The organism is Sphingomonas sp. CCH10-B3 (assembly GCF_001556185.1).
Classification (GTDB): domain Bacteria; phylum Pseudomonadota; class Alphaproteobacteria; order Sphingomonadales; family Sphingomonadaceae; genus Sphingomonas; species Sphingomonas aquatica.
On the sequence record NZ_LSIJ01000003.1, the window covers coordinates 110,052 to 122,759 of the forward strand.

Annotated in this window: 15 protein-coding genes; 4 read left to right on the forward strand and 11 right to left on the reverse strand. The window is 64.2% G+C overall.

Annotation, left to right across the window (positions count from 1 at the left end):
• Nucleotides 1-200: 200 nt before the first annotated feature.
• From rfbD to AX672_RS18800, 5 genes are all read right to left on the reverse strand, one after another.
• Nucleotides 201-1,085 carry a dTDP-4-dehydrorhamnose reductase gene (gene rfbD, locus AX672_RS01530; RefSeq protein ID WP_066647167.1) on the reverse strand — a complete coding sequence of 295 codons (885 nt, stop codon included), beginning with the start codon at nt 1,083-1,085 and terminating at the stop codon, nt 201-203.
• Nucleotides 1,085-2,143, reverse strand: a complete 1,059-nt coding sequence (gene rfbB / locus AX672_RS01535) for a dTDP-glucose 4,6-dehydratase (protein ID WP_066647169.1) — start codon at nt 2,141-2,143, stop codon at nt 1,085-1,087. The genes rfbD and rfbB overlap by 1 nt, the downstream gene beginning before the upstream one ends.
• Nucleotides 2,143-2,712, reverse strand: coding sequence for a dTDP-4-dehydrorhamnose 3,5-epimerase (rfbC, locus tag AX672_RS01540; protein WP_066647171.1), 570 nt, complete (start codon nt 2,710-2,712; stop codon nt 2,143-2,145). Before rfbC ends, rfbB begins: the two co-directional genes overlap by 1 nt.
• Entirely contained in the window at nt 2,709-3,590 is an 882-nt protein-coding gene (gene rfbA, locus AX672_RS01545; protein ID WP_066647173.1) for a glucose-1-phosphate thymidylyltransferase RfbA, read from the reverse strand. The genes rfbC and rfbA overlap by 4 nt, the downstream gene beginning before the upstream one ends.
• A gap of 78 nt (nt 3,591-3,668) precedes the next feature.
• Nucleotides 3,669-3,851 (reverse strand): hypothetical protein, encoded by a 183-nt coding sequence (locus AX672_RS18800; RefSeq protein ID WP_202189205.1) that lies wholly within the window; start codon nt 3,849-3,851, stop codon nt 3,669-3,671.
• Between AX672_RS18800 and AX672_RS01550 the strand changes: the two genes are divergently transcribed.
• Nucleotides 3,850-5,904 (forward strand): acyltransferase family protein, encoded by a 2,055-nt coding sequence (locus tag AX672_RS01550; RefSeq protein ID WP_202189206.1) that lies wholly within the window; start codon nt 3,850-3,852, stop codon nt 5,902-5,904. The genes AX672_RS18800 and AX672_RS01550 overlap by 2 nt on opposite strands.
• 4 nt (nt 5,905-5,908) lie before the next feature.
• Here AX672_RS01550 and AX672_RS01555 read toward each other — a convergent pair whose 3' ends face one another.
• The 6 genes from AX672_RS01555 to rpsU all read right to left on the reverse strand — a co-directional run bounded on the left by AX672_RS01555 (nt 5,909) and on the right by rpsU (nt 10,378).
• Complete coding sequence (locus tag AX672_RS01555; protein WP_066647177.1) at nt 5,909-6,673, reverse strand: SGNH/GDSL hydrolase family protein; 765 nt, start codon at nt 6,671-6,673, stop codon at nt 5,909-5,911.
• A 66-nt stretch (nt 6,674-6,739) separates the two neighbouring features.
• Nucleotides 6,740-6,859, reverse strand: coding sequence for a DUF2474 domain-containing protein (locus tag AX672_RS01560; protein WP_066647179.1), 120 nt, complete (start codon nt 6,857-6,859; stop codon nt 6,740-6,742).
• Nucleotides 6,859-7,863 (reverse strand): cytochrome d ubiquinol oxidase subunit II, encoded by a 1,005-nt coding sequence (gene cydB, locus AX672_RS01565; RefSeq protein WP_066647183.1) that lies wholly within the window; start codon nt 7,861-7,863, stop codon nt 6,859-6,861. The genes AX672_RS01560 and cydB overlap by 1 nt, the downstream gene beginning before the upstream one ends.
• Complete coding sequence (locus AX672_RS01570; protein ID WP_066647249.1) at nt 7,860-9,287, reverse strand: cytochrome ubiquinol oxidase subunit I; 1,428 nt, start codon at nt 9,285-9,287, stop codon at nt 7,860-7,862. Before AX672_RS01570 ends, cydB begins: the two co-directional genes overlap by 4 nt.
• A gap of 150 nt (nt 9,288-9,437) precedes the next feature.
• A complete protein-coding gene (locus AX672_RS01575; RefSeq protein ID WP_066647192.1) occupies nt 9,438-10,058 on the reverse strand; it encodes an FKBP-type peptidyl-prolyl cis-trans isomerase in 621 nt (206 codons plus the stop codon).
• A gap of 113 nt (nt 10,059-10,171) precedes the next feature.
• On the reverse strand, nt 10,172-10,378 hold the full coding sequence (rpsU, locus tag AX672_RS01580) for a 30S ribosomal protein S21 (RefSeq protein WP_066647198.1): 207 nt from the start codon (nt 10,376-10,378) through the stop codon (nt 10,172-10,174).
• 150 nt (nt 10,379-10,528) lie between these two features.
• On the opposite strand from rpsU, the gene cysS reads away from it, so the two are divergent.
• From cysS to AX672_RS18425, 3 genes are all read left to right on the forward strand, one after another.
• Nucleotides 10,529-11,959: a cysteine--tRNA ligase gene (cysS, locus tag AX672_RS01585; RefSeq protein WP_066647200.1), complete on the forward strand. Its 1,431-nt coding sequence runs from the start codon at nt 10,529-10,531 to the stop codon at nt 11,957-11,959.
• A gap of 66 nt (nt 11,960-12,025) precedes the next feature.
• On the forward strand, nt 12,026-12,475 hold the full coding sequence (locus tag AX672_RS01590) for a TM2 domain-containing protein (protein WP_066647203.1): 450 nt from the start codon (nt 12,026-12,028) through the stop codon (nt 12,473-12,475).
• A gap of 21 nt (nt 12,476-12,496) precedes the next feature.
• A complete protein-coding gene (locus tag AX672_RS18425; RefSeq protein ID WP_168727282.1) occupies nt 12,497-12,658 on the forward strand; it encodes a hypothetical protein in 162 nt (53 codons plus the stop codon).
• Nucleotides 12,659-12,708: the final 50 nt, after the last annotated feature.

The window sequence follows — 12,708 nt, forward strand, 5'->3', positions numbered from 1 at the left end:
TTGCTTCGATCGACTGGCTGCATCGCCCTGCCGCTTGCCGCTACCTTCTCCCCACGTCCCCCGCAGGCAACCATGCTGCTGTGCAGCATTCCGCCTGCTCTTTTGCATCGACGCTGACAATCTGCAAGCGCGAATGCGCGCCCACTGTCCCCGTCCGACGCACCTTATGACCGATCCACCCCACGGCGCCCGAAACGGCCTCAGGCCGCTTGGGAATTAACCAGTCTTGACACTACGCCTTTTACCGACCCTTGCCAAATTGGCGCGCGGTAGCCGAATTTCTCTTCGAACTTGAAGCAATTGAGCCGCGAGTTTTTCGGCCGATTCGCTTTGGTGGGCCAATCCTCGGTCGCGATGTCAACGACTCGCGCTGTCGGGCCGCCCAGTTCGGCGCTTGCCGCAAAGCTCGCGCGCGCCAGCTCAGCCCACGACGCCTCGCCGCTGCCGGCGAGGTGATAGAGGCCGCCCCAAGATTGGTCGGGGTGGGCCGCGCGCCAATCAAGCATCGCACCCAACGCATCGGCGATGTCGAGCGCCGAGGTCGGGCAACCGATCTGATCGGCGACGACGCGGAGCTCGTCGCGATCGGCGCCGAGCCGCAACATGGTCTTGACGAAATTCTGGCCGAACGGGCTGTAAACCCATGCCGTGCGAACAATCGCGCAATCGGCCCCCGACCCGGCGATCGCCTGTTCGCCCGCAAGCTTCGACCGTCCATAGGCGCCGGTTGGCCCGACCGCATCGGTTTCGACATAAGGACGGTCGAGCGCACCGTCGAACACATAGTCGGTCGACAGATGGACCATCGCCGCACCGGCGCGTTTCGCGGCGCGGGCCAGCACGCCCGGCGCAGTCCCGTTGATCGCCATCGCGGCATCGGGCTCGTCCTCGGCACGATCAACGGCGGTATAGGCTGCCACGCTTAGCACGACGTCAGGCGCGACTTCGGCGACGACGCGCTCGATCGAGTCCGGGGCAGCGAGATCGAATTCGGGCCGACCGACGAAGGTCAGGCGATGCCCGGCGATGCGTTCGCCGATGCTTTGCGCTACCTGACCCTGCCGCCCGGTGACCAATATATGCATCAGACCGAGGCGCCCAGCCGTTCGCCCTGATACTTGCCCGATCGGATTGGCCCCCACCACCATTCGTTGTCGAGATACCAGTCGATCGTCGCGCCGAGGCCCGAGGTGAAGCTGTGCTGCGCCTTCCAGCCAAGCTCGCGCTCGATCTTGCTGGGGTCGATCGCGTAGCGGCGATCATGGCCCGGGCGGTCGGTCACGAAGGTAATCAGCTCGCGCCGCGCCTTGCCATCGGCGAGCGGCACGCGTGCGTCGAGCGCATCGCAGATCGCCTCGACCACCTGCAGGTTGGTCCGTTCCTCGCGCCCGCCGACATTATAGCTCTCGCCCGGCACGCCCTTGGTCAGCACCAGCTCGAGTGCGCGGGCATGATCGTCGACGTACAGCCAGTCGCGGATATTCTCCCCCTTGCCATAGACCGGCAGCGGTTTGCCCTCGAGCGCGTTGAGAATGACGAGCGGGATCAGCTTTTCGGGGAAATGATAAGGCCCGTAATTGTTCGAACAATTCGACAGCACCACCGGCAGGCCATAAGTGTGCCGCCACGCGCGCACGAAATGGTCAGACGCGGCCTTCGACGCCGAATAGGGCGACGACGGATCGTAGGGCGTTTCTTCGGTGAAGACGCCACTGTCGAACGGCAGGTCGCCGAACACTTCGTCGGTCGAGATATGGTGGAAGCGGAAGGCGGCTTTCGCCTCGCCTTCCAGCCCGCGCCAGTAGTCGAGCGCCGCCTGCAACATACGGAAAGTGCCGACGACATTGGTTTCCACAAACGCGCCGGGGCCGTCGATCGAACGGTCGACATGGCTCTCGGCGGCCAAGTGCATGATGCCATCGACGCGCTCTTCACGCAGCACGCGCAACACATGCTCGGCGTCGATGATGTCGCCTTGCACGAAGCGGTAATTGCCGAGATTCTCGATCGTCTTCAGCGACGCAGGGTTGCCGGCGTAGGTCAGCTTGTCGAAATTGATCACGCGCCGGCCCTGGCGCACCAGATGCCGCACCACGGCCGAGCCGATGAAACCTGCACCGCCGGTTACGAAAATTGTCTGCATCACTGGCCTTCATACCGAAAGGGGGATTGGAACGTGCTCAGATACGGCGCGACGGCATCCTTTGCCGACAGGATCGGATCGCCTGCGATCGGTCGCCATGCGATACCGATATCGGGATCGTCCCAGCGGATCGCGCCTTCGCATTGGGGAGCGTAGAGCGCATCGACGCGGTAGGCGACATCGACATCGTCGACCAGCGTCTGGAACGCATGGGCAAAACCTGCCGGGATGAACAGCTGGTTGCCCTTTTCCGATGACAATTCGCAGCCGACCCATTGGCCATAGGTCGGCGACCCCAACCGGATATCGACAACCACATCGAACACGACGCCGCGCAGGACGCGCACCAGCTTGGCCTGCGCCGCCGGCGGAGCCTGAAAATGCAGGCCGCGAATCGTCCCGGCGTTCGCCGAATGGCTCTGATTCTCCTGCAGCCAGTCACCGGCGACGCCGTTCGCCTCGAACAGCGGCCGCTTGAACACTTCGCTGAACGATCCGCGGGCATCGCCATAACGCGGCGGGGTGATTTCGATCACCTCCGCGAGCGCCAGCCGCGAAAAAGTCGTCATGAGGACTGCCCGACGCGCCGACGCAGGTAATCGGCATAATGCGTCTTGCCGAGCGCCGCCGCACGCGCCAGCACAGCATCGGCATCGAGCCAGCCGAGTTCATAGGCGACTTCTTCGAGGCATGCGACCTTCACGCCGGTGCGGTGCTCAAGCGTGCGCACGAACGAGCCGGCGTCATGCAGGCTGTCGTGCGTGCCGGTGTCGAGCCACGCATAGCCGCGCCCGAGCCGCGTGATGTGCAACTGCCCCTGGTCGAGATAGCGCTGGTTGACATCGGTGATCTCGAGCTCGCCACGCGCCGACGGCTTGATCGACTTGGCGATCTCGCAAACATCGCTGTCGTAGAAATACAGGCCGGTGATTGCCCAGTTCGACTGCGGGTTCTTGGGCTTTTCGGCAATCGATGTCGCCTGCCCGGTCGCTGGATCGAACGTCACCACGCCATAGCGTTCGGGATCGTCGACATGATAGGCGAAGACATTAGCGCCGCCGTTTTCGGCGACCTGCGCCGCCGCCTGACACTTGGCGCCGATCTGGTCACCGAAATAGATGTTGTCGCCCAGAATGAGCGCCGATGCGTCGCCGTCGACGAATTTCTCGCCGATGATGAACGCCTCGGCAAGCCCGTTGGGCTGCGGCTGCACCGCGTAGCTGAGGTTGATACCAAACGCCGAGCCGTCACCGAGCAGCAATTCGAAGATCGGCAGATCGCGTGGCGTAGAAATGATCAAGATATCCCGAATATTCGCCAGCATCAGCACCGACAAGGGATAATAGATCATCGGTTTATCATAAACCGGCAGAATTTGTTTCGAGATCGCAAAGGTAGCTGGATAGAGGCGCGTGCCGCTGCCCCCGGCGAGGACGATGCCCCTCATCAACTCTATCTCCCCATAATTCGCGGGTCCTCTAGCAAATCGACCCATCAAATGCTAGTGCACCGCAATATATATTATCTATCTGATAAGTTTGATATTTTTATGCTTTGTTACAGCCATCTGACAGTCCTGCGGCACCCGATTCTCGCGCGCGCCCGGCGCCTTGGCACGCGTGGAGACGGCGACTGAGAGCACCGGCACCGCATTTTTGCGATTGCCTGAAGTTGGTTGATGACCGATGCAGCGGACGGGGATCATCATGACCAATTCTTTCGCCTTGGGGGACCGCCCGGCGGTTTCGCCCGGTGACTTGGCTGTCGCCGCTGGTGCGCCCGCTCACCCGGGAATCGCCTATCGTCCCGAAATCGACGGCCTCCGTGCGATCGCGGTTTTGGCAGTGATGGCCTATCACGCCGACCTGCCGGGGGCGCATGGCGGCTTCACTGGCGTCGATATCTTCTTCGTCATCAGCGGCTATCTGATTTCCGCCATCATCCTGCAGGATCTTCGCGGCGGGCGCTTCAGCTTTCGCGAATTCTATGTCCGCCGCGCGTTTCGCATCCTGCCGGCAATGCTGCTGGTGCTGCTGGCGACCTTGCTTGGCAGCACCTTGCTGGTTGATCCGGCCGCGATCAAATCGATTGGCCAGAGCGCGGTTGCGGCGATCGCGATGCTCGCGAACGGCTATTTCTGGCTGAAGAGCGGCGGCTATTTCGGGCTGGCGACGCCCAATCTGCCGCTCATCCATTACTGGAGCCTGGCCGTCGAGGAGCAATTTTACCTGATCGTCACGCCCATGCTCGTCTGGCTGTGGGCACGCGGCACGCGCTGGACGGTGATCGCCGTCGCGGTCGCCGCAGCCTGCTCGTTCGTGCTGAGCTGCTATCTCGGGATCGCCAAGCCGGGTGCGAATTATTTCCTGCTGCCGTCGCGCGGGTGGGAATTGTCGGCCGGCATTTTGGTGCGGCTCGGCGAAGCCAGGCTGCGCGACCGGGTCAATGGTCGCGCCGCAGACGTCCTCGCAAGCATTGGCCTGCTGCTGCTGATTGCACCGATTTCGTTGCTGCCGGTCGGCGTCCCCTTCCCCGGCGTTGCCGCGCTGCCGACGATCGTCGGGACGTGCCTGTTCCTTGCCTTCGGACAGCGCGCGCGGGCGCTTGGGCCGCTGCTCGCCAGTCGCCCCTTGGTCGCCATCGGGCTGATCTCGTACAGCAGCTATCTTTGGCACCAGCCGCTGCTGGCAGGGCTGCGGCTGGTCTGGCCCAATGCGCTCACAATCGCGACCACACTGGCCGCGCTGGCATCGAGCCTTGCGCTCGGTGCAGCCACCTGGTGGCTGGTCGAGCAGCCGTTCCGGCGCCGTGGCGAGCCTTATCGCTTGCGCCTCGCCGCGATCGCCGCTGCGACCGCCGTCGTCGCGCTGGTCGGCGGCCTGTTCGCGTGGAAGCCGCCGGTCACGCTGACGCCACGCCAAGAGGCACTGGTGCACTTCGCCGACCAGTCGATCGCGACGACGCTTCGGTGCAGCAAGGACCAGCATCCACAGCGGCCGCTCGACCAGAGCTGCCGGATTGGGGCCGATGTGCCTCCCACCATGGCGATCGTCGGCGATTCCTATGCGCCCGCTTTGATGCCCGCTTTCGCGGGTCCGCTGGCCGATGCCGGACGCAATGCGCTGGTGCTGTCGTCGTCGGGCTGCGCGCCGCTATTGTACGATCCACTCCCCGCCGAACCCCGGCTGCGCCCCTGTGCGATCCTGTCGGCACAAGCGCTCGACTATGTGATTGCGCATCCGCAGCTGCGCTCGGTCGTGCTTATCGCGCGGTGGCGGCTCTATCTTGACGCGGAGCCGTTCGACAATGGCGAGGGCGGGATCACGGCTGATGACCCGTCGCGCAAGCCGCATCGCTTGGAGGTCCGGCGCGGCTTGGAGCGGACAGTGGCACGGCTGTTGGCCGCCGGGCGCACCGTCATCCTTGTCTACCCCTCGCCCGCCGCCGGGTGGGATATGCCGCGCTATCTGCTGAAGCGCGAGCGGCTGGGATGGCCGACGCCGCCGCTGATCGGCAATGCGCGCGCGCCCGTCGATGCTTATGCCCGCGAAGCCGCCGAAATGCTCGGTTCGCTGGGCACCAATCCACGGCTGAAGCGGCTCGATCCCGCGCGCGGTCTGTGCGGCACGCTGATGCCCAGCCGTTGCGTAATCGCCCGTGGCGGCCGCCCGCTCTATTTCGACGACAACCATCTGGCGCCCGAGGGGGCAAAGCTCGCGCTGCCGCGGGCGGTGGTCGCGCCGCTGCTTGTCGACCGTTAGTCGATCAGATCGCCTTGCAGGCGGCCGTCAGCCGTTCGGCCCATTTGCCCTGGCCAATTTCGTTGAAATGGACGCCATCAAGGGTCAGCCCATCCGCTGAAGGCAACGGATCTATCAGGATACCACCGGTATCCTTGGCAACCTTGGCCAGCCGCTGATTAAGCGCATCGCGCATCGCCCCGTCGATTTGCGCGCCGGCCGCCGCCTTGCTGTCGAAAGGCATGATCGACACAAATGCCACCTTGGCGGGCTGGGCCGCATCAACCAGCGCGCGGTAATCCGCCTCCCACTTGGCCGGATCGGTCTTGAACGCTGCGACCGAATCGTTGATCCCGAGCGCGAACACGACCAGGCGCGGGCGCACATGCGCAAATACATCGGGGCCGAGATCGTCCCAGTCGCGTACCCGCGAGCCGGGAATGCCCGCCCGCAGGACCGGCTGACCGCACAGCTGATAGACACCGCTGCGCGCGACGATCGAGTCGCCCAGCAGAACGATGGCGTTTTTGGCGAAGGACTCTTCCTGCCCAACGATCGCGCTAGTGGCCTGCTCGCGCGTGATCTTGTCGTCTTCGGGATCGGGGGCGGCGCGGACCAGGCTGGCGGGTGGCCCTGCTACGGTCATGGCGGTAGCACCGGCAACGCTTGGGTCAGCGGTGGTCGCGACAGTGGGCGGCGACGCGGCCAGAAACTGTGCGGCAATGATGGCCGCCACCGCGACCACCGCCATCACTACGCTGATCCAGATTCCGATGCTGTTCTTCGTCATGTCCCGCCCTGCTCGCGCATTCGATAGGAAATGGCTGAATAACCAGCCATCCCGGGGACGCAAAGACTAAACGCGGAGCCACGACCGCAGCAAGGCGGCAACAATGCCGAGCGCCAGCACGCTCATGGCCCAAATGGCGACCAGCCACGCCAGCCGCTTCCACAAGGGACGAGCATGCGCTGCCATCAGTGATAGCCCGCGCCGACTTTGCCCCGGAACACCCAATAGGCCCAGCCGGTATAGCCAAGGATCACCGGCAGCATGATGCCTGCCCCCACCAGCATGAAGCCCTGGCTGTCGGCGGGCGCCGCTGCCTGCACGATCGAAACGCTCGGCGGGATGATGAAGGGATACATGCTGATGCCGAGCCCCACGAAGCTGAGCCCGAAGATGCCGAGCGCGAGGACGAAGGGGGCATATTGCGCCTGCCGCCCCAACGCGCGCCAGAAGAGGAAGGCGGCGATCGTCACCAGCAGCGGCACTTGCGCGGTCACGATCACGCCCGGGAACGCCAGCCAGCGCGCGGCATAATCATGCGACAGGAACGGCGTCGCCGCGCTGACCGCGATAATCGCGATCAAGGTGATCACCCCGAACCGCCGCGCGAGGCGATAGGCATGCGCCTGCGCCTGCCCCTCGGTCTTGGCGATCAGCCAGCAGGCGCCGAGCAGCGCATAGCCGGCAACCACGCTGCCACCGGTCAGCAGCGAGAAAGGCGTCAGCCAGTCGAGCCAGCCGCCGCCATAAGCGCGTCCGTCGACTGCGACGCCTTGCAGCAGCGCACCGAGGATGATGCCCTGCGCCAGCGCTGCCGTCGCCGAGCCCGCCGTGAAGGCAAAGTCCCACAACCCACGATGCGCCGGGTCGCGCCAGCGGAATTCGAACGCCACGCCGCGAAACACGAGGCCAAGCAGCATCGCGATAATCGGCGGGTAAAAGGCTGGCATAACAATCGCATAGGCCAGCGGAAAGGCCGCAAACAGCCCGCCGCCGCCCAGCACCAGCCAGGTTTCATTGCCATCCCACACCGGCGCGATCGCGTTCATTGCCTGGTCGCGCTCTTCCCCGACCGCGAATTCGGGGAAGAGGATGCCGATGCCGAGATCGAAGCCGTCGAGCACGACATAGGCGAACACCGCAAAGGCAATCAGCCCCGCCCAGATCGTCGCGAGTTCGGGGCTGACGGTCATGCCGCCGCTCCCTTCGCCATGATCTGCGGCGCAGGCGTGGTGCCGGCGGTGCGGATCGGGCCGTCCTGCAGTTCGGGCTCATGCGCTTCCACGCCCTTCGCCATCAGCTTCAGGATGTACCAGGTGCCAATGCCGAACACCGCGAAATAGACCAGGACGAACGCGACAAGCGATGCGCCGACGGCGGGCGCCGCCAGCGGCGACGCGCTCTTTGCCGTCTCGAGCAAGCCGTAAACGGTGTACGGCTGGCGGCCGACTTCGGTGGTGATCCACCCCGCGATGACGGCAACGAACCCCGCCGGTGCCATCAGCACGCCAGCGCGGTGCAGCCACGGCCAGTCGTAAAGCTTGCCGCGCAGGCGCGCGAACAGGCTCCAAAGGCCAAGGCCCAGCATCGCCATCCCCAACCCGACCATCACCCGGAACGACCAGAAAACGATCGCCACCGGCGGCTGCTTGTCGCGCGCGACAGTGTCGAGCCCGGCGAGCGGCGCGTTGGCATCGTGTTTCAGGATCACCGACGAAAGCTTTGGAATCTCGACCGCATAGTCGACGCGCTGCGCGTCCTGATCGGGCAGCCCGAACAGGATCAGCGGCGCGCCATCGGGGTGGCTTTGGAAATGGCCTTCCATCGCCATCACCTTGGCGGGCTGATGTTCGAGCGTGTTGAGACCGTGCGCGTCGCCCGCGAAAATCTGGATCGGCGCGACGATCGCTGCCATCCACATCGCCATCGAGAACATCACTCGCGCCGCTTCAGGGGAAGCACCGTCGGGCGCGCGTCGCTGGCGGAGCAGATGCCACGCCCCCACCCCGCCGACCGCCAGCGCCGTCGTCAGATAGGCGCCGGTGACGGTATGGACCAACCGATAGGGAAAGCTCGGGTTGAAGATGACGTCGAGCCACGACCCCTTGAGCACGAACTGGCCATCGGCGTTGATCGCATAGCCCGTCGGCGTCTGCATCCAGCTGTTCGCCGACAGGATCCAGAAGGCGGAGATGAAAGTGCCGAGCGCGACCATGCAGGTCGCGGCGAAATGCAGCCCCGGCCCGACCTTCTCGCGACCGAACAGCATCACGCCGAGGAAACCGGCTTCGAGGAAAAAGGCGGTGAGCACTTCATAGGCCATCAACGGCCCGAGCACTGGCCCGGTCTTGTCCGAAAATACCGCCCAGTTGGTGCCGAACTGATAGGACATCACGATGCCCGACACGACGCCCATCGCAAAGGCGACCGCGAAGATCTTCACCCAGAAATTGAAGAGGTCGAGATAGACAGCCTTGCCGGTCCGCAGCCACAGCCCTTCGAGCACCGCGAGATAGCTCGCCAAACCGATCGAAAAGCTCGGAAAAATAAAGTGGAAACTGACAGTGAAGCCGAACTGGATCCTGGCGAGGATAATCGGGTCGAACCCTTCGAACATGCCCATGCACCTTTCGGCCTGCCCTCTGCACCCCGCCGCAACGGCGGACAAGTGCAGCGCGTGCAAGCATGATAACGCCGCACGCAGCCAAATGGTATCAGCACCAAACGCCCGGTGCGAACCAATGTCCGCGCCGGGAGGCGGCCGAAATCAGGGGTTGGGCACTGCCCCCGGCGGCGGACCGTCGGCACCGGGCGCGCCGCCCTGCATCTGCTGCTGCATCTGCATTTGCTGCATGCGCTGGCGCAGCACCGTTTCGGGCAGGAAGTCGATCAGATCGACATCGAACACCAGGATTTGCTTGGCAAGTTCGGCCTGCTTGCCTTCGAGCGGGGGGGCGCCTGCGGGGCGCGGGCCGCCATAGCCCAGCGTCGGCTTGATCCAGAAGCGATAGCTCGCGCCCTTCTTCATCAGCCGCAGGGCTTCGCCGAAACCGGGGACGACATCCTTGGGCGACAAGGGTGTGGGCTGCTGCGACTTGTCGAAGGTTTCGCCGTTCAGCAGCTTGCCTTCGTAATTGATCAGCGCGACGTCGGCATTGGTCGGCGTCAGCGTGCCGCTGCCGGGCTTCAGCACCTTGTACTGCAGGCCCGACGCAGTTTCGACGACACCCGGCGCCTTGCGATTCTTGGCAAGGAACCCGGCAACGGGATCGCCCGGGGTCAGCGTCGCGAGACCAATACCGCCAAGGATCGCGGCGAGAATGCCGGCCCACAGCATATACAGGACATTGCGGCTGGTCGGCTTGATCGGCACGGTCGTGTTCGACATTGTCGGGCTATTCCGCAAATTGGCGCTGCTGGGCGCGTTCAGGTCTCGACGAGAAACCTCGCCGGTCAGGCCTTAGCGGGCGACGGCCGCCCGCGAAAGGCCCGGATACAAGCTTAGCGGACGCCGTCGCGCTCGGCGCGCTTGCGGTCCATCTTGCGGGCGCGGCGGACAGCGGCGGCACGCTCGCGCGCGCGCTTTTCCGACGGCTTTTCGTAATGACGGCGCAGCTTCATCTCGCGATAGACGCCTTCACGCTGCAGCTTCTTCTTCAGGGCACGCAGCGCCTGGTCGACGTTATTGTCGCGCACGATGATTTGCATAAACCGCACAGTCTCCGAATCAATAGAATTGGGTCGCCACGAACCTTCGCCCGTGCCGCAAGCCGTGCCCCATACGCAGCCACGTCCTAAAAGGCAAGCGCTGCTGCCTGCATTTGCGGGTACGCCGCGCCGCGGCTATGCGCAGGCGCCATGACCGACACGCCGCTGATGCTGCATAACAGCCTGACCCGCACGACCGAGCGCTTCGTGCCGATCGATCCGTCGCTGGTGCGCGTCTACACCTGCGGGCCGACGGTCTACAACTACCAGCATATCGGCAACATGCGCGCGTTCCTGTTCGCCGACACGCTGGGGCGCGTGCTGCGCTGGAAGGGATACCCGACCAAACACATCATCAACATCACCGATGTCGGCCATCTGACGAGCGACGCCGACGCCGGCGACGACAAGATGGAAAAGGCAGCCGCTGCGCAGGCAAAATCGATCTGGGAAATCGCCGCGCATTACACCGATGCGTTCAAACGGGATGTCGCGCGGCTCAATATCACCACGGTCAGCGAATGGACTGTCGCGACCGATCACATTGCGCAGATGATCGACTTCGCGAAGAAGATCGAGGCGAATTGCTACCAGATCGACGGCGGGCTGTATTTCGATACGTCGAAAGTGCCGAACTACGGCGCCCTCGCCCGCGCCGCGACCGAGGAGGGCGAAAGCCGCATCGATCCCGTCTCGGGTAAGCGCCACCCGCAGGACTTTGCTATCTGGCGCACCTCCGCTCCCGGCGAGCAGCGGCAAATGGAATGGGACTCGCCCTGGGGCAAAGGCGCGCCGGGCTGGCACCTCGAATGCTCGGTGATGAGCCTTGCCCATCTTGGCCACCCGTTCGACATCCACACCGGCGGGATCGATCACCGAGAGATCCACCACCCCAACGAGATCGCGCAGAATCAGGCATTTTGCGGCTGCGCCGACAGCGGCGCGCGCATCTGGATGCACAATAACTTCCTCGTCGATCGCGGCGGCAAGATGTCGAAGTCGGCGGGGGAATTCCTGCGTCTCCAGACCGTCGTCGACGCGGGCTTCCACCCGCTTGCCTATCGGCTGATGTGCCTGCAGGCGCATTACCGCAGCGAGCTGGAATTCAGCTGGGACAATCTGGCGGCGGCATCGGTGCGGCTGAAGCGGATCGTGATGGCGATCGAAGGCCTGCGCGTACGCGACGACGGCAGCGACAAGGGCGACCCCCAGCCCTATCGCGCGCGGCTCGACGAGGCGCTGAGCGACGATCTCAATACGCCCAAGGCGCTGCCGGTGCTCGACGAATTGCTTGCCGACAAGCGCCTGTCGCCCGCACGCCGGCTTAGCGCGCTGGCCGACTTCGACGCCGTGCTGGGGCTGCAACTGGTAACGCTGACCCGCGCCGAGTTGCGCGTGCAGCCGTCAGGCGCCGCAATCAGCGAAGCCGAGATTGAAAAGACGCTCGCCGCGCGCAAAGAAGCCCGCGCGGCCAAGGACTTCGCCCGCTCCGATGCGCTGCGCGACGAACTCGCCGCCGCGGGAGTCGAAGTAATGGACGGCGATCCGCTCGGATGGGACTGGAAAACGACTCTGGGCTAACGGAATCGCTTGCCCTCATGCAACGGCTGGGCATGATCGCGCCAACGCCAGCAAACGGGGGACAGCATGCGCGGCAGAGTCTTGGGCTACAATATGGCGACCGGCGAAGGCGATATCGCCGGCGACGACCAGCAACGCTATGGTTTCGGTCGTGCCGACTGGCGCGACGATCTTCGCCCCGCACCGGGGCAAGCGGTCGATTTCCAGATCGAAGGCGACCGCGCCACGTCCATCTATCGGGTAGCAGGGGGAACTGCCATGTCGGGTGACAAGAACAAGATCGTGGCCGCATTGCTCGCCTTTTTCCTGGGCGGGCTCGGCATCCACAAATTCTACCTCGGCAAGAACACCGCCGGCATCATCATGCTGTGCAGCACGCTGTTCGGCATCATCCTGCTGTTCATCCCGACGATCATCGTCAGCGTGATCGCGTTCATCGAGTTCATCATCTATCTGGTGACGCCTGACGACGAATTCGAGCGGCGCTATGTTCAGGGCGACCGTGCCTGGTTCTGATTGGAAGGAAGCATAAGATCGATGGACGACCATAAGGTAGCGGTGGCTAACGACGAGCTTGCCATCTGGCACCGCGATGGTGCAGTCGTCCTCGATCGCTTCTTCGATGCCGATACCATTGCCGCCGTGCGCGCCGATTGCGACGCGCTGTTCGCCGGACGCGGGCAGCGCGGCGACGGTTAGCGTCCGCGCTCGTGGTGTAATTTCTGGTGTAGATTGAGATGATCGCATGG

What these genes read in the sequence shown, in the direction of transcription:
- AX672_RS01555 (WP_066647177.1), bottom strand. Translation starts at nt 6,673, where the DNA reads ATGACGAAGAACAGCATCGGAATCTGGATCAGCGTAGTGATGGCGGTG.
- AX672_RS01550 (WP_202189206.1), top strand. Translation starts at nt 3,850, where the DNA reads ATGACCAATTCTTTCGCCTTGGGGGACCGCCCGGCGGTTTCGCCCGGT.
- AX672_RS01560 (WP_066647179.1), bottom strand. Translation starts at nt 6,859, where the DNA reads ATGGCAGCGCATGCTCGTCCCTTGTGGAAGCGGCTGGCGTGGCTGGTC.
- cysS (WP_066647200.1), top strand. Translation starts at nt 10,529, where the DNA reads ATGACCGACACGCCGCTGATGCTGCATAACAGCCTGACCCGCACGACC.
- AX672_RS18425 (WP_168727282.1), top strand. Translation starts at nt 12,497, where the DNA reads ATGGACGACCATAAGGTAGCGGTGGCTAACGACGAGCTTGCCATCTGG.
- rfbD (WP_066647167.1), bottom strand. Translation starts at nt 1,085, where the DNA reads ATGCATATATTGGTCACCGGGCGGCAGGGTCAGGTAGCGCAAAGCATC.
- AX672_RS18800 (WP_202189205.1), bottom strand. Translation starts at nt 3,851, where the DNA reads ATGATGATCCCCGTCCGCTGCATCGGTCATCAACCAACTTCAGGCAAT.
- rfbB (WP_066647169.1), bottom strand. Translation starts at nt 2,143, where the DNA reads ATGCAGACAATTTTCGTAACCGGCGGTGCAGGTTTCATCGGCTCGGCC.
- cydB (WP_066647183.1), bottom strand. Translation starts at nt 7,863, where the DNA reads ATGACCGTCAGCCCCGAACTCGCGACGATCTGGGCGGGGCTGATTGCC.
- rpsU (WP_066647198.1), bottom strand. Translation starts at nt 10,378, where the DNA reads ATGCAAATCATCGTGCGCGACAATAACGTCGACCAGGCGCTGCGTGCC.
- AX672_RS01590 (WP_066647203.1), top strand. Translation starts at nt 12,026, where the DNA reads ATGCGCGGCAGAGTCTTGGGCTACAATATGGCGACCGGCGAAGGCGAT.
- AX672_RS01570 (WP_066647249.1), bottom strand. Translation starts at nt 9,287, where the DNA reads ATGTTCGAAGGGTTCGACCCGATTATCCTCGCCAGGATCCAGTTCGGC.
- rfbA (WP_066647173.1), bottom strand. Translation starts at nt 3,590, where the DNA reads ATGAGGGGCATCGTCCTCGCCGGGGGCAGCGGCACGCGCCTCTATCCA.
- AX672_RS01575 (WP_066647192.1), bottom strand. Translation starts at nt 10,058, where the DNA reads ATGTCGAACACGACCGTGCCGATCAAGCCGACCAGCCGCAATGTCCTG.
- rfbC (WP_066647171.1), bottom strand. Translation starts at nt 2,712, where the DNA reads ATGACGACTTTTTCGCGGCTGGCGCTCGCGGAGGTGATCGAAATCACC.